Below are 19,470 nucleotides of genomic sequence, written 5' to 3' on the forward strand. Positions count from 1 at the left end.
TCACGAACTTTGCGCATGGGGTCGAATTTTCTTAACAAGAACCGCCACACGCGAGCTGCCCAGGTCTTGAATAGTTAACATGAAGATTTCAAGCCATTGATTTACATGGAAAAATAATAAAATCCAACCTGGCACAATAGTTGAACAGGACAACCTTGCGCAATTAAAAGCCGCTGCTCATAACAATAAGGTTGGCCTCCCATGCACAACACACTCACCCGCTGCACTCCCCTTTCGCTCAGCGCTGCCCTGTTGCTCGCTGGCAGCGCCTCACTGGCCCAGGCTACCGAAGGCGGTGTGTCGTCCTGGCCGCTGGGCATTGAAATCTACGGCATGGGTATCCTGCCGCCACCTGGCACCTACGGTCAGATTTTCGTCGGCGACTACCTGGCCGATACCCTGCGCGATAACGCCGGCGACAAGGTGGCCGACATCGACCTGCGCGTCACCACTGTCATGCCTCGGTTCATCTGGGTCACCGAACAGCAGGTACTCGGGGGCAGCCTGGGCTTCCACGCATTGCTACCGCTCAATGACATACGGCTGAATATCAAGAACGGCCCGCACGATCACAAGCGCGGCATCGGTGACGCTCACCTCGGGCCGGTGGTCGGTTTCCACCACAGTGAAAAATTCCACACCGCTGTGGGTGTCGACTTCGTACTGCCCACCGCCAGCGAGTACGACAAGAACGACCTGGTCAACCTCGGCACGAACTATTACACCGTACAAGCGGTGTATGCCATGACCTACATGGACCCCAAGGGTTTCAACGCCGATGTGCGCCTGATGTACGATTACAACTTCGAAAACCGGGACACCCACTACCAGTCCGGCCGCGAGCTGCATGCCGACTACACCCTTGGCTGGGGCATGGGCAATGGCTGGGTACTCGGTGTCGGTGGCCACGCTTACAAGCAGGTGAGCGATGACCAGTGCAGCGCCTCCCAGTGCGCCGCCGCAGCCTTGGTCGAGGCCGCCGATGGCAACCGCGGCAGCTCCTTCTCCATCGGTCCGGCCGTGCAATATGCGAGCAAGGATGGCTGGTCCCTCAGCGCCAAATGGCAAGATGAATCCGGGGTACGCAATCGTACCGATGGCCAGACCTATTGGCTGAAGTTCACCGTTGGGCTCTGAGTCCCATCTTCGCCTGATACACCGCGTTCGCGGGCAAGCCCTAATGCCAACTAGTTAAGGCGCGGACCCTGTGGGAGCGGGCTTGCTCGCGAAAGCGGTGTATCAGGCGACATCAATATTGACTGGACCGCCGTCTTCGCGAGCAAGCCCGCTCCCACAGGTTTTGCAGCACCCACAAGATGCCCCGTGACCATCAGGTCGCGGGGCGTCTGGTTGGGCCCAGGGTCTCCCCAGCCCTAGCTGCCCTTGAGGCGATAGCTGACCTGCGCGCGACTCATGCCGAGCATCTGCGCCGCCGCCGTGATGTTGCCACCCGAGCGTTCCATTGCCAGGCGCACCAGGTGCAATTCGATTTCTGCCAAGGGTGTATGCAACACCTGTTGGCGCCCGGAGACGAAGGCCTGCAGGCCTTCCAACACCGGCGCGCGAAGTGAGCCTGCATTATCTTCGTCAGTTGAAGCTGTGGGTGCCCGCACCTTATCGGCCGCCTCTTCACGTCGCTCGGTAGCAGACAAGCGCCCCTCAGGAGTCAGGCCGATCGCCATTGCCATCAACGGCGCCCCGACCTCGGCCAGATGCACGATGTCTATAACCTCGCCATCGCCAGCGCAAATCACCCCACGCTCGATCAGGTTCTGCAGTTCACGAATATTGCCGGGAAACCGATAAGTGAGCAGCGCGTTGACCAGCCTAGTGCTGAACCCCGCCAGCTGGCGTCCATGGCGCAGGCTGAAATGACGCAGGAAGTAACTCATCAGCAGCGGGATATCTTCGCGACGCTCGCGCAACGGCGGCAGATGAATAGGGAACACATTCAATCGGTAGAACAAGTCTTCACGAAAACGTCCGGCCTCAACCTCGCGTCGCAGATCCAGGTTGGTCGCGGCGATGACCCGTACGTCCACCCGGATCGGCGTTGTGCCACCGACCCGCTCGATTTCGCCTTCCTGCAAGGCGCGCAGAATCTTGCTCTGCGCACTGAAGCTCAAGGTCGCTATTTCGTCGAGGAACAACGTCCCGCCATGGGCTCGCTCGAAACGCCCGGCACGGGAACGATCGGCACCGGTAAAGGCACCCCGCTCGACACCGAACAGTTCGGCCTCCACCAGGTTCTCCGGCAAGGTGGCGCAGTTGAGTGCCACCAGCGGCATCTGCTGCCGGGAACTGGCTTGATACAGCGAGCGGGCGAACAACTCTTTGCCGACCCCCGATTCCCCGGTCAACAACACCGTCGCCTGGGTCGGCGCGACGCGTTGCAGCAATTGAGTGGCCACCACGAACGCCGCCGAAATGCCCACCAGCGGTTTGCCGTCGGCTGGCTGCTCCAGCTCGGCAACGGTGGTCTCGGTACCCGAGGCGTAGGTGCTGCGACTGAGGAAGTCGCCCGGGTCCAGATAGGCCAGATCGACATCGATGTCGTCCCACTGATCGGCCGGTTTGCCAACGATCCGGCAGGCCGGATGGCCCATCGAGCGGCACTCTTGCTCGCGAAACACGACCAGCCGGCCGAGCAGCGACGAGGCGTAGCCGCTGGCATAACCGATCTCCATCCAACAGGCCGGTTCGCCGCCCAGGCCATAGGCGGCAATGTGCTCGTCGTCTTCGAGTGAATTGTGCCAAAGGAACTCGGAATAGAAGTGGCCAACGCCAGAATCGATTTCGAAACGCACCACCTCGACATTGACCATGCCTTCGAGCATGTGCAGCCGCGGTCCGGCGCTATACAGACTGGCGTCATCACCTTCTGGCCACTGCTCGCTGACCTGGGCAGCGTCACGCGCACCGGCCTGCCAGCCGATGCGCGTGAGCAGGCCACGTGCCTTGTCGAACCCCAGCGCCTCGATCAGCTCGCGGCGGATGGCGCCAAACGCAGAGCCTTGCAGCAGCATCATGCGCTGGCCACACAACCAGACGCTGCCGTCCTGCGGGGAAAAGGCCACGGTCTGCGCCAGCTGCTCAGCCGTTGGCAGGCCGCTGGCGCCGAACTGACTGGCGCGGTCGACGATCAGGTGCTTCTGCCGGCCAAGCATCTGCATGAGGAACTCCTCATCGGCAGGACGACCGGTCTTGGGAGGCGTAGTACGAGTCATGGGCAGTCAACAAGAGGCAGGTGGGTAACCTATGAGTATGCCCAGCCCTCCCGTCGGGTCAATCCGCCAGCGATCGACTCCGCTCTCCCGGCTAGCCATTTGTCCGATAACCGCACAGGTTCTGCTCAGCCAACCTGGCGTTGAGCTTTCAACAGGGCGGCGACTTCTCTGCATAAATTTGCGCACCACTGCTTTCCAGTCCCTGCCCGAGGCAGGTTTTGCGCAACCACCAAATAACGCAACATATTGTTTTTAAAGGTAATTAATCCCATAAAAAGACATGGCACGATAATTGTTAGTCAGCCTCTGTGCACTTTAATAAAAAATAGAGGTGACCTCGACATGACGACTACCCATTCCGCTCGCCCTGCCTACCAGAACCTTGAATTGCAGCCACTCGCCGGTCAATGGCGGGCCGGCAGCGCCGGTCGCCCGCTGGAGGTGTTCGACCCCTTCACCGGGACGCGCTTGCTGCAGATCACACTGGCCAATCGCGAAGACCTCGACGCGGCCTATCGCAAGGCGCGCGAAACCCAGGCCGATTGGGCGACCAAAGGGCCGGCCGAGCGTGGCCAGGTGCTGCTCAACGCAGTGAAGATCTTCGACGAACGTCGTGAAGAGATCATCGACTGGATCATTCGCGAGTCCGGCAGTACGCGCATCAAGGCGCAGATCGAATGGGGCGCCGCTCGCGCCATAACCCTGGAGTCGGCCAGCCTGCCAAGCCGCGTGCATGGGCGCATTCTTGCCTCCAACATCCCGGGCAAGGAAAGCCGCGTCTACCGTACCCCCCTGGGCGTGATCGGTGTGATCAGCCCGTGGAACTTCCCCCTGCACCTGACCGCCCGCTCCCTGGCACCGGCCCTGGCGCTGGGCAACGCCGTGGTGGTCAAGCCGGCCAGCGACACCCCCGTCACCGGCGGCCTGTTGCTGGCGCGAATCTTCGAGGAAGCCGGATTGCCGACTGGCGTGCTCAGTGTGGTGGTCGGTTCCGGCGCGGAAATCGGCGACGCCTTCGTCGAGCACCCGGTACCGGCGTTCATTTCCTTCACCGGCTCGACCCAGGTCGGACGCAACATCGGCCGCATCGCCAGCGGCGGTGAGCACCTCAAGCACGTTGCCCTGGAGCTGGGCGGCAACAGCCCGTTCGTGGTCCTGGCCGATGCCGACGTCGAGCAGGCCGTCAACGCCGCCGTGGTGGGCAAATTCCTCCACCAGGGGCAAATCTGCATGGCGATCAACCGCATCATCGTCGAGCAGCCGCTGCTGGAAACGTTCACCCGGCGATTCGTCGAGCGAGTCAAGGCACTGCCCTATGGCGACCCGAGTAACGCTCAAACCGTGATCGGTCCGGTGATCAACAGCAAGCAACTGGCCGGACTGCAAGAAAAGATCGCCACCGCTAAAGCCGAAGGCGCCACGCTGCTGGTTGGCGGTGAAGCCCAGGGCAACGTCCTGCCGCCGCACGTGTTCGGCAACGTCACCGCCGACATGGACATTGCCCGTGAAGAAATCTTCGGTCCACTGGTGGGCATTCAGTCCGCCCGTGACGCCGAGCATGCCCTTGAACTGGCCAACAGCAGTGAATACGGACTCTCCAGCGCTGTATTCACCGCAAGCCTGGAGCACGGCGTGCAGTTCGCCCAACGCATCCACGCCGGTATGACCCATGTCAACGACATCCCGGTCAATGACGAACCCAACGCGCCGTTCGGCGGTGAGAAAAACTCCGGCCTGGGTCGCTTCAACGGCGACTGGGCGATCGATGAGTTCACCACTGACCACTGGATCACCCTGCAACATGCTCCAAGAGCGTATCCGTTCTGAGCTGGACCAAGGCACCCATGAACCCACCTGCCAATAAGAAAATGGAGTACGAAATGTCTTCACTCCTCAACAGCTCAGCTGTGAAACGGACCCTGTCTGCCTGCTTTGCCCTGCCCTTTATCGTACTGGCCGGCAACGCCGCTGCCGATGGCGACGGCGTCTGGAAAGGCGGCGAAAACGTCTATGCCAAGGTGTGCGGCCACTGCCACGAAAAACAGGTCGGCCCGACAATCACCGGTCGCCAGCTGCCACCGCAGTACATCACGGCCATCGTGCGCAATGGCTTTCGCGCCATGCCGGCGTTCCCCGCCTCGTTCATCGACGATAACTCGCTGCAACAGGTCGCCGAGTACATTTCCAAAATGCCCGCCCCGGCGGCCAAGCCTTGAGGAGTCAGCCATGAACGTCGAACGTCGTTTGGTGCTAAAGGGTTTGGCTTTGAGCAGCCTGGCCGGTATCGCCATGAGCAGCTCCGGCCTGACCATGGCCAACAGTGTCTTGGGCGCTCAGGCCAGGCCAGCGTTGCCGACCCTGGCCTTGGTCAGCAGTGAAGTGGCCGAGTCGGTTTTCCTCCAGGGGGTCAACGCCAGCCCGGCGGGCAAACAGGTCAAGGTGCAGCGCACCGACCTCAGCCTGGACTTCATCCTGGGCTTTGAAAAACGCCTGCGCAGCGGTCAAGCGCAACGCATCATCGGCCTGGTCGACGATGCCAGTGCCGCACTGATCATTGACCTGGCGCGCAGCGCCGGCGCGCGCGTGCAGTGGCTCGGCCAGCACCGCGCCACGGCCAACGCCTCACAGCACCGCCTGCTCAGCGCCGAAGCCGCCAGCGGCTGTGCGCCACAACTGGGCCTGAGCCTGAACGCCTGCGGCACCGGTTTCAGTCTGACCGAACACCGTATGCATGGCCTGCAGGCGCCGCTGCAAGTGTCCGCGGCTGCCCGCAACAGCGCCGGCTCAGACCAGTGGGCGGCCACGCTGGGCTACACCCTCGCCGCCTTGGGCAGCACCCATAACGGGCAAGCCCCACTGGTCACCCGCCGACTGTCGCCGCTTACCGGTAATTTCGTTTCGTTTTCGATCGAAGCTTGAAGGAGCTAATCCAATGACTGAGCAAATCAACAAGACCCTGCTCCCGCGCGGCGTCGACAGCGCAAACTTCGAGCAAGCCATCGCCAAGTTTCGCCAACTGCTGGGCGATGACAACGTCCTGGTCAAGGACGATCAACTGATCCCGTACAACAAGATCATGATGGCAGTGGACAATGCCGCGCACACACCGTCGGCCGCCGTCACCGCCACCACCGTCGAACAGGTGCAGGGCGTGGTGAAGATCTGCAACGAGCACAAAGTCCCGGTGTGGACCATCTCCACCGGTCGCAACTTCGGTTACGGCTCCGCAGCACCAGGCCAGCGTGGCCAGATCATTCTCGACCTGAAGAAGATGAACAAAATCCTCCACGTCGACGCTGAACTGGGTACCGCCCTGGTTGAGCCAGGCGTGACCTATCAGCAGCTTTACGACTACATCCAGGAACGCAACCTGCCGTTGATGCTGTCGTTCTCTGCGCCGTCGGCCATCGCCGGACCGTTGGGCAACACCATGGATCGCGGCGTGGGTTACACCCCCTACGGCGAACACTTCCTGATGCAGTGCGGCATGGAAGTGGTGCTGGCCAATGGCGATGTGTACCGCACCGGCATGGGCGGCGTGAAAGGCGACAACGCCTGGCAGGTCTTCAAGTGGGGCTATGGCCCGACCCTGGACGGCATGTTCACCCAGGCCAACTACGGTATCTGCACGAAGATGGGCTTCTGGCTGATGCCCAAACCGCCCGTGATCAAACCGTTCGAGATCAAGTTCGAGAACGAATCGGACATCGCCGAGATCGTCGAATTCATCCGCCCGCTGCGCATCGCCCAGGTCATTCCCAATTCGGTAGTGATCGCTGGCGTACTCTGGGAAGCCTCTACCTGCAACACCCGCCGCTCCGACTACACCAGCGAGCCGGGCGCGACTTCCGACGCGATCCTCAAGCAGATCCAGAAAGACAAGAACCTCGGCGCCTGGAACGTCTACGCCGCCCTCTACGGCACCCAGGAGCAGGTTGACGTCAATTGGAATATCGTCACCGGCGCCCTGAAGCAACTGGGCAAGGGCCGAATCGTCACCCAGGAAGAGGCCGGTGACACCCAGCCGTTCAAGTACCGCGCCCAGTTGATGTCCGGGGTGCCCAACCTGCAGGAATTCGGCCTGTACAACTGGCGTGGCGGCGGTGGCTCGATGTGGTTCGCCCCGGTGAGCCAGGCCCGGGGCAGCGAGTGCGACAAACAGCAGGCGCTGGCCAAGAAGACCCTCAACAAGCACGGCCTGGACTATGTCGGCGAGTTCATCGTCGGCTGGCGCGACATGCACCACGTCATCGACGTGTTGTATGACCGCACCAACCCGCAAGAGACCAAACGCGCTAACGCCTGCTTTGCCGAATTGCTGGATGTATTCGAGAAGGAAGGCTACGCCGTCTACCGCGTCAACACCGCCTTCCAGGATCGGGTTGCGCAGAGCTACGGCCCGGTCAAACGCAAGCTTGAACATGCCATCAAGCGTGCGCTGGACCCGAACAACATTCTGGCACCGGGCAAGTCGGGCATCGACCTGGCCAACCCATTCTGAATGCACTTGAGGCCCCGCCAGGCTTGTCCTGGCGGGGATTTTCCATTGGTAGGAAACGCAATGACTTACACACAATTGCTGGTTGCCAGCGCCCTGCTGCTGGCCGCCCCCCTGACACTGGCCCAGGGCGACGCCGCTCAAGGCCAAGCCCTTTTCAGCACTCAGTGCGGCTTCTGTCACAGCCCCGAAGCGGGCAAGAACCTGATGGGGCCGAGCCTGCACGGTGTCTTCGGTCGTCTCAGCGCCCAGGCACCGGCGTTCACCTATTCCGCCGCCCTGCAAGGCGCCAGGCTGCAGTGGAATGACGCCAATCTGGACAAGTGGCTGGCCAGCCCTGCCGCACTGCTGCCGGGCAACATGATGATGTTCCCGGGGCAGGCCGACGCGCAAAGCCGTCAGAACCTGATCGCGTACCTCAAGACCCTGTAGGAGCCGGCTTGCCGGCGAAGCTTTTGATCTTGTTTGACTGATCGCTCCCTCACATCTTTCTGGGGCTGCCAAATACTGTGGCCCCCTCGCCACAAGTTGGTGTGTACTGCTGTTCAGATCAACTGCCTGAATGAAGGATCGGCCATGGATCTCATATTTCTTGGTACTTCAGCAGGAGTGCCTACCCGAAATCGAAATGTGAGCGGCACCGCGCTCATCGAATCCTCTGGCAAGGGCTGGTATCTGGTGGATTGCGGTGAAGCCACCCAGCATCAACTGCTACGCACACCCTTGTCGGTAAAAAACCTTCGCGGGTGCTTCATAACGCATGTACACGGTGATCATTGCTTCGGCTTACCCGGCCTGCTGGCCACTGCTGGCATGTCGGGGCGCCTGGAACCGCTCGATGTAGTGTTGCCGGCTGCGCTACATGACTGGGTGCGCCTCAGCCTGAGCGTCAGCAGGACCTGCCTGCCCTTCGAGGTGCATTTGCATGCGACCGAAACCTTGAATGGCTGGCGAAACGGCACTGTTCAGGTCAACACCGTTGCCCTGTCCCATCGTGTTCCCAGTCATGGCTACATATTTGCCGAATCAACTCCTGACCCGCGACTGGATGTGCAACGTCTGGAGGCCGAGGGCGTTCCTCGCGGCCCGCTTTGGGGTGAGTTGGCGCATGGACGCGAGGTTGAGCACGCCGGACGAATATTGCGTGCGGAGCACTATTTACGCCCTGCGCGACCCGGTCAACGCTTCATCGTCTGTGGCGATAACGACACCCCCGAACTGCTGGCCAAGGTGGTTCCAGGTGCGGACGTGCTGGTGCACGAGGCAACCTTCACCCAGTCATTGATCGATCGCACCCGCGAGAGTTATGGACACAGCAGCGCCGCCGCCGTGGCGCGTTTTGCCGAGTCGGCAGGTATTCCCAACCTGGTGCTCACCCACTTCAGTGCACGCTATCAATCCGATCCCGAACACAGCCCGTTCATTGGGGATATCCGCGCGGAAGCATCGGAACATTTCAGCGGCCAGTTGATCCTGGCGCGTGATCTGCAACGCTACCATCTTGATCGGGATGGTCGTCTGCAAGTCGTTGCTGACTTTGACTACGGGTTGGAAGAAGTCATGCAATCCAAAGATAACCGATAAAGTGACAGACATGATTTTGTACAGCTATTTTGAAATATTGAACTAGCCTCTACTTCTTCTCAGGATTTTTAGTGGTGCGAGGTGCATCTGCATCTTCGGCCAACCCTGTCGACTGAACCTGTACAAGTGATCCGATGACAAATAAAAACAATCCCAAAGAATCAAAGCTCGCCCGACTTGCCCGATTGACGAGCAACGGTGGTCGCCTCGCCTCGGTCAGTGCCAGGATGATGCTCGACCTGGCCGCTGTTGGCCTGGGCAGGTCCCAGGTGGAAGCGGACAAGGGCGACCGGCGTTTCAATCACCCGGCCTGGGAGAATAACCCCGCTTATCGTCGCCTGGGTCAGGCTTATCTGGTCTGGTCGCGTAGCGTCAATGGCCTGGCTGATCAGCTCGATACTCCCGATTGGCGTAAAAGGGAGCAACTGCGCTTCACCCTGAATGTGCTGACCAGCGCTGCCGCGCCGACCAACAGCCTGTTGGGCAATCCGGCCGCCCTGCAGAAGGCCTTCGATTCGGGTGGCAGCAGCATGGTGCGCGGGGCAAAGAACAGGCTCAGCGATCTGCGGCATAACCGTGGCATGCCGTCACAGGTGGACACCGAAGGTTTCAAGGTCGGCGAGAACCTGGCTGTGACCCCAGGTTCGGTGGTGTACCGCAACGAGGTGTTCGAACTGATCGAATATCGCCCGAGCACTGCAAAGGTTCGTGAGCGCCCATTGCTGCTGGTTCCGCCGATGATCGGCAAGTATTATTTCCTCGACCTCGCACCGGGGCGCAGCTTTATCGAGTACGCGGTCGGTAGTGGCCTGCATTTCTTCACCATCAGCTGGCGTAACCCCCGCGGCCAACATACCGCATGGGGTCTTAATACCTATACCAAAGCCGTGATTGAAGCGCTGGAAGTGGTGCAAGAGATTTCCGGCTCCGCCGATGTGAATGCCCATGGCTTTTGCGCTGGCGGCCTGGTACTCAGCTGTGCACTCAACCACTTGGCGACGCAAGGCAAGAGTCCGGTCCATGCAGCCTCCTTTGGTGTGATGCTGCTGGATTTTGACACCCCGGGCCCCATCGGCGCCTTCTCGCCCAAACCCGTGCTTGACCTGGCGCGCCGGCGCGCCGCCAAGACCGGGATCATGAACGCCAATGACATGTCGGCCGCCTTTACCTGGCTGCGCCCCAACGATCTGGTCTGGAACTACTGGCACAACAACTACCTGCTGGGCGAAGCCCCACCGGCGATCGATATCATGGCCTGGAACGCCGACGGCACCCGCCTGCCAGCGGCATTGCACAGCCAGTTTCTGGATATCTTCAGCAAGAACGCGCTGATCGAGGGCGAGCTCTGCGTACTCGGCTCGCCGCTTCAGGCCGGGTCGATCCAATGCGACAGTTATTTTATGGCAGCAGAGGCTGACCATTTGACGCCTTGGCAGGGTTGTTACCGTTCAGCTCAGCTGTTCGGTGGCGAACGCAGCTTTGTGCTCAGTAACGCCGGGCACATCGCCAGCCTGGTCAACCCGCCCACCAACCTGAAGGCCCGATACTTTACCGGCCCGGCACCGGACATCGACGCCGACGACTGGCTGGCGCAAGCAAGCGAGCAAACCGGCACCTGGTGGACGCACTGGAGCCAGTGGGTCATCGACCGTGCCGGTGCCGAGCGCAATGCGCCGAAGACAGCGGGGAGCAAGCGTTTTCCGGTGTTGGAGGCAGCGCCGGGTCGCTATATCCACGAGTGACGCTATCACCACCAAGCCTTGAAAAGTTCGCCTATGGATCCGCTGGCTCAACTCATTGGAGTTGAGCCAGCGCTGTTCGCGTTCCTCTGCCATCCGGGCTCGGTCATGAAGAAGCCGGACATGTTACGGCGACCACCGAATCGCTGTGCTTTGGTTGATCGATCAGATCCTGCGCTAACCATGGACGATTTGCAGCCGCTCCATGTTGCGCTGCTGGCACTCGTACTCCGCCTCTGCCCGGGTTTGATAGGTCGTCTGCAGCCGCAGCTTTTTCTCGCTGTCGTAGAGGTTAAAACCTTCGGTCGCGTTTTTACAGTAAGGGCGCGTTCCGTTACGCATAGACTCCGTATCCGTGGGTAATGCAGGAACAACACCGAATCTCAAGGCCATCTTCCCGCCCTCTTCGAGTTCACCGTCGAGCACTCTCATTACTAACTATTAGCGGCTACGGACAACTACAGCAAGGAACGTTCTTGCGGATCCGATGAATAGCACGAACTTGCACCAAAGGCCCTCGACGGCCCAGGTGGGAGTGCTCATCTGCACTCGGGCCGCAAAAACAAATCCGGCCGTCTCCAGAACGTTTTTTTGACGCCTGAAATCAATGGTTGGCCACTAATTAGCTACCCGCTACGCTCAAGGAACGGATGACATTGGCATAGGGAACACTATGAGCAGCGCACCTAAGCACGGCTGGAAATGGGCCTACCAAAAACTGCGCGGGCTGCACTGCTCTCGCCGTACGGCTTTCTATAGAGCGACGCTCTATTCCATTCGGGGCGATACGGGATCGTTTTACGTTGACCGCAGCTGGGAGAAGGTGCGCCTGCGACGCTAATCGATGTGTTCGCTCATTTTATTCAGGCAAAAAAATACCCACTCCCGCCTCTTTGACTTTGAGTGGCACCGCGCTCATCGAATCCTCTGGCAAGGGCTGGTATCTGGTGGATTGCGGTGAAGCCACCCAGCATCAACTGCTATGCACACCCTTGTCGGTAAAAAACCTTCGCGGGTGCTTCATAACGCATGTACACGGTGATCATTGCTTCGGCTTACCCGGCCTGCTGGCCACTGCTGGCATGTCGGGGCGCCTGGATGCTGGATCAGATCGACCCGCGCGAGTAGGTGCGGGTGACTGAGGCCGAATGAGTAAGTGATTTGGGCTGTGCAGCGGTCTCTTTTTTCGGGACCGCCAGGAGGATTATGCCAACAACGGTCTTACCTAACTGCCATCACTCAGTGATTGCCTGTGCAATCAGTAATGTGATCTACATAGATCACTGCAATCAGAAATTTCAATTGGCACGGTGCAACTTCAAGGTTTGCGAAGGCAACTCCCCAAAACGCTCTTTGTACTCCTTGGAAAAGCGTCCAAACTGCTGAAAACCGTAATCCATGGCGATACTGGACACTCTCTCCGAGGATCGCGCCTGGGTCAGGCGTAAGCGAACCTGCTCGAAGCGTAATTGGCGAAAATACGCGATCGGCGTCATGCCGTAATGCGTATGAAAATCACGATAAAGCCGCTCGCGGGAGACGCCCACAGCTCGCTCAAGATCTTCGAGCGTCAGGGGGAGTTCCAAGGACGCATTAAACATAGTTTCAAGTTGTGCCAGATACTGTGGGCGCCCCGTTTGGCGCGCCAGCAATTCATCAAAATAGTTATGTCGTTGCGAGAACAAGAGGCTGGTGATCAAGCTGTTTTCAAGGTTGCTCCACACGTCTGGCAGATCGCATAAGGAGCTCTCAGCCTGCAGAATCTCTTGAAAATTTTCCACCATCTGCCACCACTGCTGCATTGCACCATCCAAACTCACCATGGGTTCGAAAAGTATCGGCTGCGAAATTTGCCGGCCCAGCAGCTTTGATAATTTCACCTCCAGTGCCCTGCGCGAGAGCTTAACCATCTTTTTGCGGCATTTCTCACCAATGGTCATGCGCAAGGACTGGTTAGGCGAGAGGATCGCCCCCACTGAAGAATTGGAAACGAATGAACTACCCTGATGCTCAATACTTTGCTCTCCGTACAGAGGCAAGTTGACACTGTAGCTCTGCTCCAGATTTTCGATCTTGACACTTACCAAGGTCGAGTATTCGATTACGCCAATAGCTGCATTGCCGATGATGGTCCCGTGATGGCGAAAATCCAGTTCGCGGGGCTTGGGAACCTCAAGATCATGTGGCCCGTTGATATTCAACATCCACTGTACGGCTTGCGCGGGGGTGTTGAGAACTGTTGAGAATTGCTGACGAATTACATTGTTTTTATTTTGGGGGTAAAGCATGGCATTTCCTCGGTAGCCACTTAGTGTGGCTTTTGTAGGCTAAAAGCGTGAAACAGTGCGGCGTCCTTCCTGATGTTTCGTACAGCGCTTCCTGCATTGCCAGATCACGGTAGCCAAACCAGTTCTGCGTCTGATGCACGCGCAGCATCGCCCTCAGTGGATAATTTCAGACCACATCCCAGCCATAAAAATGGCTCCTTGAGCGGGGTAACCACCGATATCAGGTCTTGCAACAAATAGAGCTCAGACCGCGAAGGTCTGACTTCCGCTCTTTTGGGGGAACCATTCAAGGCCACGCTATTTCGCTCGTGACCGCACGTCAAGCACCATCAGTCTGCCACTCCTCTGCGTGAACACATTGCCCACAGCCTGATGAAATCCGCAAAACTGCATAGCAATTACGTTATAGCCGAATAGTGCCGGGGCGGGGTCGGGGGTTTAATCAGTCCATCCCCGCAGCAAGCAAAGGTCAGATTTCCATGAGCACCAAATCTATTGCCGAGTGGCAGGACTTTATCAAGGGCTGTCTGGACTTTCGTCCCGTGGAAGGCGTGTACCGCATCGCCCGGGACATGTTCACCGAGCCGGCGCTGTTCGATCTCGAGATGGAGTTGATTTTCGAGAAAAACTGGATCTATGCCTGCCACGAAAGCGAGATCGCCAACAAGCACGACTTCATGACCCTGCGTGCCGGTCGTCAACCGCTGATCATCACCCGCGACGGTGAAGGCCAACTCAACGCGCTGATCAACGCCTGCCAGCATCGCGGGACCACCCTGACCCGGGTCGGCAAGGGCAACCAATCGACCTTCACCTGCCCCTTCCATGCCTGGTGCTACAAAAGCGACGGCCGCCTGGTCAAAGTCAAGGCGCCCGGCGAATACCCCGAAGATTTCGACAAGGCCACCCGTGGCCTGAAAAAAGCTCGCATCGAAAGCTACAAAGGCTTTGTCTTCGTCAGTCTTGATGCTGACGGCAAGGATTCGCTGGAGGACTTCCTGGGCGACGCCAGGGTGTTCTTCGACATGATGGTCGCGCAGTCAGCCACTGGTGAACTTGAGGTGCTGCCGGGCAAGTCGTCCTACACCTACGACGGCAACTGGAAACTGCAGAACGAAAACGGCCTGGACGGTTATCACGTCAGCACGGTGCACTACAACTACGTGGCCACCGTGCAACATCGCCAGCAGGTCAACGCCGAGAAAGGCCTGGCTGCCAGCGGCACCCTGGACTACAGCAAGCTGGGCGCCGGCGACAAGGAAACCGATGACGGCTGGTTTGCCTTTCACAACGGCCACAGCCTGCTGTTCAGTGATATGCCCAACCCCGCAGTACGTCCCGGATACGCCGCGATCATGCCGCGTCTGGTCGATGAGTACGGCCAAGGCAAGGCTGAATGGATGATGCACCGCCTGCGCAACCTGAACATCTACCCAAGCATGTTCTTCCTCGACCAGATCAGCTCACAGCTGCGGATCATCCGCCCACTGGCCTGGAATAAGACCGAGATCAACAGTTTCTGCCTGGGCGTGAAAGGCGAGTCCGACGCAGACCGCGAGAACCGCATCCGTCAGTTCGAGGATTTCTTCAATGTCTCCGGCCTCGGTACGCCGGACGACTTGGTGGAGTTCCGCGAAGCGCAGCGTGGCTTCCAGGCGCGTCTGGAACGCTGGAGCGACATTTCTCGCGGCAGCGGCAAGTGGGTCGAAGGCGCCACCCGCAACAGCGAAACCATCGGCATCTCCCCTGCCCTGACCGGCACCGAGTTCACCCACGAAGGCTTGTACGTCAATCAGCATGGCAACTGGCAGCGTTTCCTGCTCGAGGGCTTGGCCCGCAAGGCCGAAGAAGAGCAATCCCTCAAGCTCAAAGAGGTGTGAACATGAATGTCGAACTGCAATACCGCATCGAACAGTTTTTCTACCGTAACGCCGAGGCCTGCGATGCCCAGGACTGGGATACGTATCTGGAGATGTTCAGTGAGGACAGCGAATTCCATCTGCCGCAGTGGGACTCGGAGCACGTCTACACCCTTGATCCAAAGAAAGGCATGTCGCTGATCTACTACCCCAATCGCGGTGGCCTGGAAGACCGGGTGTTCCGCATTCGAACCGGCAAGGCAGCCTCGACCATTCCAATGCCGCGCACCCTGCACCTGATCAGCAACGTACGTATTGCCAAGCTCGATGGCGGCGACCTGGAAGTGAAGGTTAACTGGCACACGCTGTATTACCGCATGCAGATCGCCGAGCAGTTCTTCGGCCGCGCCACCTACCGGCTGCGGCCCGACGGCGAGAGCTGGAAGATTGCCCGCAAGCATGTAGTTCTGCTCAACGACACGATTAATTCGGTGCTCGACTTCTACCATCTTTGATACAGCGGATTACCGATCATGACGTACAAGGTCGCCTTCAACTTTGCCGACGGCAAAACACTGTTCTGTGCCGTTCAGGGCAACGAAGTCCTGCTCGACGCAGCACTGCGTGCAGGCATCAAGATCCCGCTCGATTGCCGGGAAGGTGTGTGCGCAACCTGCCAGGGCCGCTGTGAATCCGGGCTGTACACCCAGGACTATGTGGACGACGAAGCCCTCTCGGCCAGTGACCTTGCCCAGCGCAAGGTCCTGACCTGCCAGACACGCGTGCAATCGGATGCGGCATTCTACTTCGACTTCGACTCAACGCTCTGCCATACCGCGGGACCTCGTGAGCAGCGAGGGATCGTCAGCGCCGTGGTGCAGGTTTCCCCGACCACGGCGATCTTGCATGTCGAGGCAAGGACCCATACTCAGAGCCTGGATTTTCTGCCAGGTCAGTACGCCCGCGTTCAGGTGCCAGGCACCGATTACACGCGTTCCTACTCCTTCGCCAACCAGCCGAACAGTGGTAATCAGTTGCAATTTCTGATTCGCCTTCTGCCTGACGGGGCGATGAGCAACTACATTCGTGAACGCTGCCAGATCGGCGATGAGTTGGTATTTGAGGCGCCCTTGGGGGCTTTCTATCTGCGCCACATCACCCGGCCACTGCTGATGGTTGCCGGAGGGACTGGCCTGTCGGCTTTCCTCGGCATGCTGGACGAGATTGCTGAACGTGGAGGTTGCGGTCAGCCGGTGCATCTGTACTACGGCGTTCGGCAGATGGCAGACCTCTGTGAGCTCGAGCGGATCGCCGGCTATGGCAAGCGCATTCCAGGTTTTAGTTTCACCCCGGTGATCAGCGACGCTGACCGTCAATGGAGCGGCAAGTGCGGCTATGTCACCGAACATTTCGATGTGGCGAGCATGCGCGACACGCCGTTCGACATGTACCTGTGCGGTCCGCCACCAATGGTCGAGTCGGTGAAAAACTGGCGGAAGGAGCAAGGCCTGGAAAACAGTCATCTCTACTACGAAAAATTCGCACAGAGCAACACCTGAGCTCTCAATATGAGTTGTTTAAGGCCGGATCGCTTCTTGGCGGTTCGGAACCTGACTGATGCGCCTCACTTCAAGACTTGGAAAAATCTACGAAAGTAGCGGCGCTGCAAAAAGCACCGTACCTGCCTAGCCATCCGGCTAACGACATCCCCGCATCAGGGATGGGCCAGAATACTAACCGCAAGAGCCTGCGCAATGCCGAAAAATACGCCTGAATATCAATACGTCACAGGGCAGTACCGCCCTGGTTTCACCGCTCTGTTCGAACAGTATCAATTGGCAAACGACAGGGTACTCCTGGAGCGCTCCTGGGATCTGGACGTCCGCTACGGTTTGCATCCGAGGCAGACCTTCGATCTGTGCTTCGCCAAAGGACCTGCCAAAGCCAATCTGCTCTATCTTCACGCTGGCTATTGGCAATCGCGGGATAAGGCACAGTTTCGCTTTATCGCCTCAGCCCTGACTGCTCGCGGCTACAACGTAGCCCTGCTGAACTACCCACTTTGCCCTGAAGTGTCTATCGATCAAATAGTTGCCGCACTAGGCCACGGCGTATTGTTCACCCGAACTGCACTTGCAGCTAAGGAACAGCGGCTGCCGCTTATTGTTGCAGGGCATTCAGCGGGGGGGCACCTTGCGGTTGAATTGGCAATGGCACAAACAGCGCTTCCTCAACAGCAGCGACCCATCTCAGCGATAGTGCCCATTAGCGGGATTTACAATTTAGAGCCGCTGATCGAGACCAGCCTGAATAACAAATTGCTCCTCGATAGGCGCCAAGCGCAGGCCTGCTCGCCGCTGACCCGCGTGACCGGGGATCTGGTTCCAGCAGCCTTTGTAGTGGGTGGCGAAGAAACACCCGCTTTTCTTGAGCAGAATCGCACCATGATGGCTGCATGGAGCCTTACTGGTAGCCCTGCGACTTGCCTGGAAGTGGCTGGGCGGGATCATTTCACTGTTTTGCAAGAATTTGAGAGCCCCTCCGGGACTCTGCTCGAACTGATCGAAACCATGTATCAAGCGGTCTGCCCTGCTATCGATGGTGTTGCAATCAACTGACACAACCTGCCTTCGTAGCTGATCGTAATCGGGTCAGCTCCGCCTTCGAGCCTCGTATCGGCATCGTCCCATTTGGCCTCGAGTTCGCTTTGCCTGCCTTGGGGGACTGCTAGATCCGTTGCATGTCGACGGCCACCAGTGGGCGCACGCGTGCGGTACAGGTGGTCAGTTCAAAGCGTCGCATCATGTGAGCCATCTGCTTTGTCCGTGGCCGCCCCTGAGGGACGGCCAGTGGGGTCATTAGAACTTGAAGGTGTAGGTGGTGATCAGACGGTTCTCCTGATAATCCACCCCCGAGGCCAGCCCGCTGCCGTAGCGGGTCTTGACGTCGATGTTACGCCACTCAAAACCAACGCCTTTGAGCGGGCCACTCTGCACCACGTAACTGAGAAAGATATTACGCTCACTCTCGACGTTCTGATCCAGGGCATTGTTGCCTCGGTCGATGCCGGTACCGCGCAGGTAACGGGTCATCAGCCTCAAACCGGGCACACCGTAGCCGGCGAAGTCCAGATCGTAACGCAGCTGCCAGGAGCTTTCGTTGGGTTTAACGAAGGCAACGGCGGACCAGTTCACCAGGTAGGGTTGCGGCGCATAGCCGTTGAGCGTGGGGAATGTGCTGTCGCCGAGCATGCGCTGATAACCGACGGAAACGGCATGCACACCCTTCCTCAGGCTGGTGAGCAGGCCGTAGGAGCGGTTGTCGATCTCGCCATATAGGGCCTCTCCATCTTCCTTGTTATTGAAATAGCGTAGATCGGTCTTCAGGGCGAAGCCGTTACCCAGATTGGCATTTTGGGTGAGGCCCACATAATGCTGTTGGTAGATATCCTCCAGTTGTCCATAAAAGTAAGTGGCCGAAAGACTGGGGGTGAGTGTGTAGCTAGCGCCGGCGAAGTTCAGCCCATCGCTGGTCCGGCGCGGACCGTTGGGTCCGGTGAACAGGAACATTTTCTCGCGATTGGAAGATTCGCGACTGCTGATCTCGGTGAAGCGTCCACCCGTCAGAACGAGACCGTCCACTTCACGCGACTCCAGCAATAGACCATGGTAGGTGGTCATAAGCTGACGGGAATCGTCAATGAAGGCCACAGGCAGCAGCGGGCGGTGCTCCCCCACTTTTAGCTCAGTCTTGGAGTAGCGCACTTTGCCGGTCAGGGCGGCGCGGCCATAGTCGCGTACCTGCTCACTGTTGCTGGCATCGTAGGGAATGACGCTATCTGGACCACGGCCGCCGCCACCATCGAGGCGATAGGCATATTGTCCCGACAAATCGAGACCGAACTGTAAGGTGCCTTCGGTATAGCCGGAGATGGCACGGAAATCGAACCCCTGGGTCCAACTTCCGACCCGCGACTGCTGCGCATCGTTCTGTTTGAAGTCGCGATCTAAATAGAAGTTGCGCAGACCCAGACTTATCTGGCGATCTTTCACGAAGTCCGCCTGGGCAGAAATCGGCACAAACATCCCCATCAGGCCCGCGGCAACGCCGCTGGCCATCCAACTTTTATGGAACATCGACGTGAGCCCTTCTAACGTGTGCAAAGCACAACGAGTGGAAGCAGATTAATTGCCCGTAAAAAACCAGGCCATTAATCCGCATTGTTATTTTTATGACCACTTACTGAAAAACACACAACAGACCCGCACCCAACTA

General features: G+C 58.7%; 16 protein-coding genes and 1 pseudogene. 13 read left to right on the top strand and 4 right to left on the bottom strand.

Annotation, left to right across the window (positions count from 1 at the left end):
• The first annotated feature begins 201 nt into the window (after positions 1 to 201).
• Positions 202 to 1,137 carry a SphA family protein gene (locus tag F8N80_RS23295; RefSeq protein WP_150784769.1) on the top strand — a complete coding sequence of 312 codons (936 nt, stop codon included), beginning with the start codon at positions 202 to 204 and terminating at the stop codon, positions 1,135 to 1,137.
• Positions 1,138 to 1,373: 236 nt separating this feature from the next.
• Here the strand turns inward: F8N80_RS23295 and F8N80_RS23300 are convergent, their stop codons facing one another.
• Positions 1,374 to 3,227 (bottom strand): sigma-54-dependent Fis family transcriptional regulator, encoded by a 1,854-nt coding sequence (locus F8N80_RS23300; RefSeq protein WP_150746465.1) that lies wholly within the window; start codon positions 3,225 to 3,227, stop codon positions 1,374 to 1,376.
• A gap of 342 nt (positions 3,228 to 3,569) precedes the next feature.
• Between F8N80_RS23300 and pchA the strand changes: the two genes are divergently transcribed.
• The 7 genes from pchA to F8N80_RS23335 all read left to right on the top strand — a co-directional run bounded on the left by pchA (position 3,570) and on the right by F8N80_RS23335 (position 11,051).
• Complete coding sequence (pchA, locus tag F8N80_RS23305; protein ID WP_150746464.1) at positions 3,570 to 5,054, top strand: 4-hydroxybenzaldehyde dehydrogenase; 1,485 nt, start codon at positions 3,570 to 3,572, stop codon at positions 5,052 to 5,054.
• A gap of 53 nt (positions 5,055 to 5,107) precedes the next feature.
• The gene (locus F8N80_RS23310) at positions 5,108 to 5,443 is read left to right on the top strand and encodes a c-type cytochrome (RefSeq protein ID WP_150746463.1); all 336 of its coding nucleotides are present in this window, start codon (positions 5,108 to 5,110) and stop codon (positions 5,441 to 5,443) included.
• A 10-nt stretch (positions 5,444 to 5,453) separates the two neighbouring features.
• Positions 5,454 to 6,146, top strand: coding sequence for a hypothetical protein (locus tag F8N80_RS23315; RefSeq protein ID WP_150784770.1), 693 nt, complete (start codon positions 5,454 to 5,456; stop codon positions 6,144 to 6,146).
• Between the two features lie 13 nt (positions 6,147 to 6,159).
• Positions 6,160 to 7,728: an FAD-binding oxidoreductase gene (locus F8N80_RS23320; RefSeq protein WP_150746281.1), complete on the top strand. Its 1,569-nt coding sequence runs from the start codon at positions 6,160 to 6,162 to the stop codon at positions 7,726 to 7,728.
• A 60-nt stretch (positions 7,729 to 7,788) separates the two neighbouring features.
• Entirely contained in the window at positions 7,789 to 8,157 is a 369-nt protein-coding gene (locus F8N80_RS23325; protein WP_150784771.1) for a c-type cytochrome, read from the top strand.
• A gap of 144 nt (positions 8,158 to 8,301) precedes the next feature.
• Positions 8,302 to 9,309, top strand: a complete 1,008-nt coding sequence (locus tag F8N80_RS23330; RefSeq protein ID WP_150746283.1) for an MBL fold metallo-hydrolase — start codon at positions 8,302 to 8,304, stop codon at positions 9,307 to 9,309.
• Positions 9,310 to 9,443: 134 nt separating this feature from the next.
• On the top strand, positions 9,444 to 11,051 hold the full coding sequence (locus tag F8N80_RS23335) for a PHA/PHB synthase family protein (RefSeq protein WP_150784772.1): 1,608 nt from the start codon (positions 9,444 to 9,446) through the stop codon (positions 11,049 to 11,051).
• A gap of 174 nt (positions 11,052 to 11,225) precedes the next feature.
• Here F8N80_RS23335 and F8N80_RS23340 read toward each other — a convergent pair whose 3' ends face one another.
• The gene (locus F8N80_RS23340; RefSeq protein WP_224790745.1) at positions 11,226 to 11,480 is read right to left on the bottom strand and encodes a hypothetical protein; all 255 of its coding nucleotides are present in this window, start codon (positions 11,478 to 11,480) and stop codon (positions 11,226 to 11,228) included.
• Positions 11,481 to 11,923: 443 nt separating this feature from the next.
• On the opposite strand from F8N80_RS23340, the pseudogene F8N80_RS23345 reads away from it, so the two are divergent.
• Positions 11,924 to 12,142: pseudogene (locus F8N80_RS23345) on the top strand (MBL fold metallo-hydrolase); the annotation flags it as partial.
• A 204-nt stretch (positions 12,143 to 12,346) separates the two neighbouring features.
• Here F8N80_RS23345 and F8N80_RS23350 read toward each other — a convergent pair.
• Entirely contained in the window at positions 12,347 to 13,336 is a 990-nt protein-coding gene (locus tag F8N80_RS23350; protein ID WP_150746285.1) for an AraC family transcriptional regulator, read from the bottom strand.
• A 479-nt stretch (positions 13,337 to 13,815) separates the two neighbouring features.
• Here F8N80_RS23350 and antA point away from each other — a divergent pair, with 479 nt between their 5' ends.
• From antA to F8N80_RS23370, 4 genes are all read left to right on the top strand, one after another.
• On the top strand, positions 13,816 to 15,216 hold the full coding sequence (gene antA, locus F8N80_RS23355) for an anthranilate 1,2-dioxygenase large subunit (RefSeq protein WP_150746286.1): 1,401 nt from the start codon (positions 13,816 to 13,818) through the stop codon (positions 15,214 to 15,216).
• A 2-nt stretch (positions 15,217 to 15,218) separates the two neighbouring features.
• Positions 15,219 to 15,710, top strand: a complete 492-nt coding sequence (antB, locus tag F8N80_RS23360; RefSeq protein ID WP_150746287.1) for an anthranilate 1,2-dioxygenase small subunit — start codon at positions 15,219 to 15,221, stop codon at positions 15,708 to 15,710.
• A gap of 18 nt (positions 15,711 to 15,728) precedes the next feature.
• Positions 15,729 to 16,754 (top strand): anthranilate 1,2-dioxygenase electron transfer component AntC, encoded by a 1,026-nt coding sequence (antC, locus tag F8N80_RS23365; protein ID WP_150784773.1) that lies wholly within the window; start codon positions 15,729 to 15,731, stop codon positions 16,752 to 16,754.
• Between the two features lie 195 nt (positions 16,755 to 16,949).
• Positions 16,950 to 17,813: an alpha/beta hydrolase gene (locus F8N80_RS23370; RefSeq protein ID WP_150746289.1), complete on the top strand. Its 864-nt coding sequence runs from the start codon at positions 16,950 to 16,952 to the stop codon at positions 17,811 to 17,813.
• Positions 17,814 to 18,053: 240 nt separating this feature from the next.
• Here F8N80_RS23370 and F8N80_RS23375 read toward each other — a convergent pair whose 3' ends face one another.
• Positions 18,054 to 19,331 (bottom strand): OprD family porin, encoded by a 1,278-nt coding sequence (locus F8N80_RS23375; protein WP_150784774.1) that lies wholly within the window; start codon positions 19,329 to 19,331, stop codon positions 18,054 to 18,056.
• Positions 19,332 to 19,470 lie beyond the last annotated feature (139 nt).

This window comes from Pseudomonas fluorescens, from assembly GCF_902497995.1.
GTDB lineage: Bacteria > Pseudomonadota > Gammaproteobacteria > Pseudomonadales > Pseudomonadaceae > Aquipseudomonas > Aquipseudomonas fluorescens_BK.

Bases quoted from the DNA above. Each gene is read 5' to 3' on its own strand.
- F8N80_RS23295 (WP_150784769.1), top strand. From the start codon at position 202: ATGCACAACACACTCACCCGCTGCACTCCCCTTTCGCTCAGCGCTGCC.
- F8N80_RS23300 (WP_150746465.1), bottom strand. From the start codon at position 3,227: ATGACTCGTACTACGCCTCCCAAGACCGGTCGTCCTGCCGATGAGGAG.
- pchA (WP_150746464.1), top strand. From the start codon at position 3,570: ATGACGACTACCCATTCCGCTCGCCCTGCCTACCAGAACCTTGAATTG.
- F8N80_RS23310 (WP_150746463.1), top strand. From the start codon at position 5,108: ATGTCTTCACTCCTCAACAGCTCAGCTGTGAAACGGACCCTGTCTGCC.
- F8N80_RS23315 (WP_150784770.1), top strand. From the start codon at position 5,454: ATGAACGTCGAACGTCGTTTGGTGCTAAAGGGTTTGGCTTTGAGCAGC.
- F8N80_RS23320 (WP_150746281.1), top strand. From the start codon at position 6,160: ATGACTGAGCAAATCAACAAGACCCTGCTCCCGCGCGGCGTCGACAGC.
- F8N80_RS23325 (WP_150784771.1), top strand. From the start codon at position 7,789: ATGACTTACACACAATTGCTGGTTGCCAGCGCCCTGCTGCTGGCCGCC.
- F8N80_RS23330 (WP_150746283.1), top strand. From the start codon at position 8,302: ATGGATCTCATATTTCTTGGTACTTCAGCAGGAGTGCCTACCCGAAAT.
- F8N80_RS23335 (WP_150784772.1), top strand. From the start codon at position 9,444: ATGACAAATAAAAACAATCCCAAAGAATCAAAGCTCGCCCGACTTGCC.
- F8N80_RS23340 (WP_224790745.1), bottom strand. From the start codon at position 11,480: ATGAGAGTGCTCGACGGTGAACTCGAAGAGGGCGGGAAGATGGCCTTG.
- F8N80_RS23350 (WP_150746285.1), bottom strand. From the start codon at position 13,336: ATGCTTTACCCCCAAAATAAAAACAATGTAATTCGTCAGCAATTCTCA.
- antA (WP_150746286.1), top strand. From the start codon at position 13,816: ATGAGCACCAAATCTATTGCCGAGTGGCAGGACTTTATCAAGGGCTGT.
- antB (WP_150746287.1), top strand. From the start codon at position 15,219: ATGAATGTCGAACTGCAATACCGCATCGAACAGTTTTTCTACCGTAAC.
- antC (WP_150784773.1), top strand. From the start codon at position 15,729: ATGACGTACAAGGTCGCCTTCAACTTTGCCGACGGCAAAACACTGTTC.
- F8N80_RS23370 (WP_150746289.1), top strand. From the start codon at position 16,950: ATGCCGAAAAATACGCCTGAATATCAATACGTCACAGGGCAGTACCGC.
- F8N80_RS23375 (WP_150784774.1), bottom strand. From the start codon at position 19,331: ATGTTCCATAAAAGTTGGATGGCCAGCGGCGTTGCCGCGGGCCTGATG.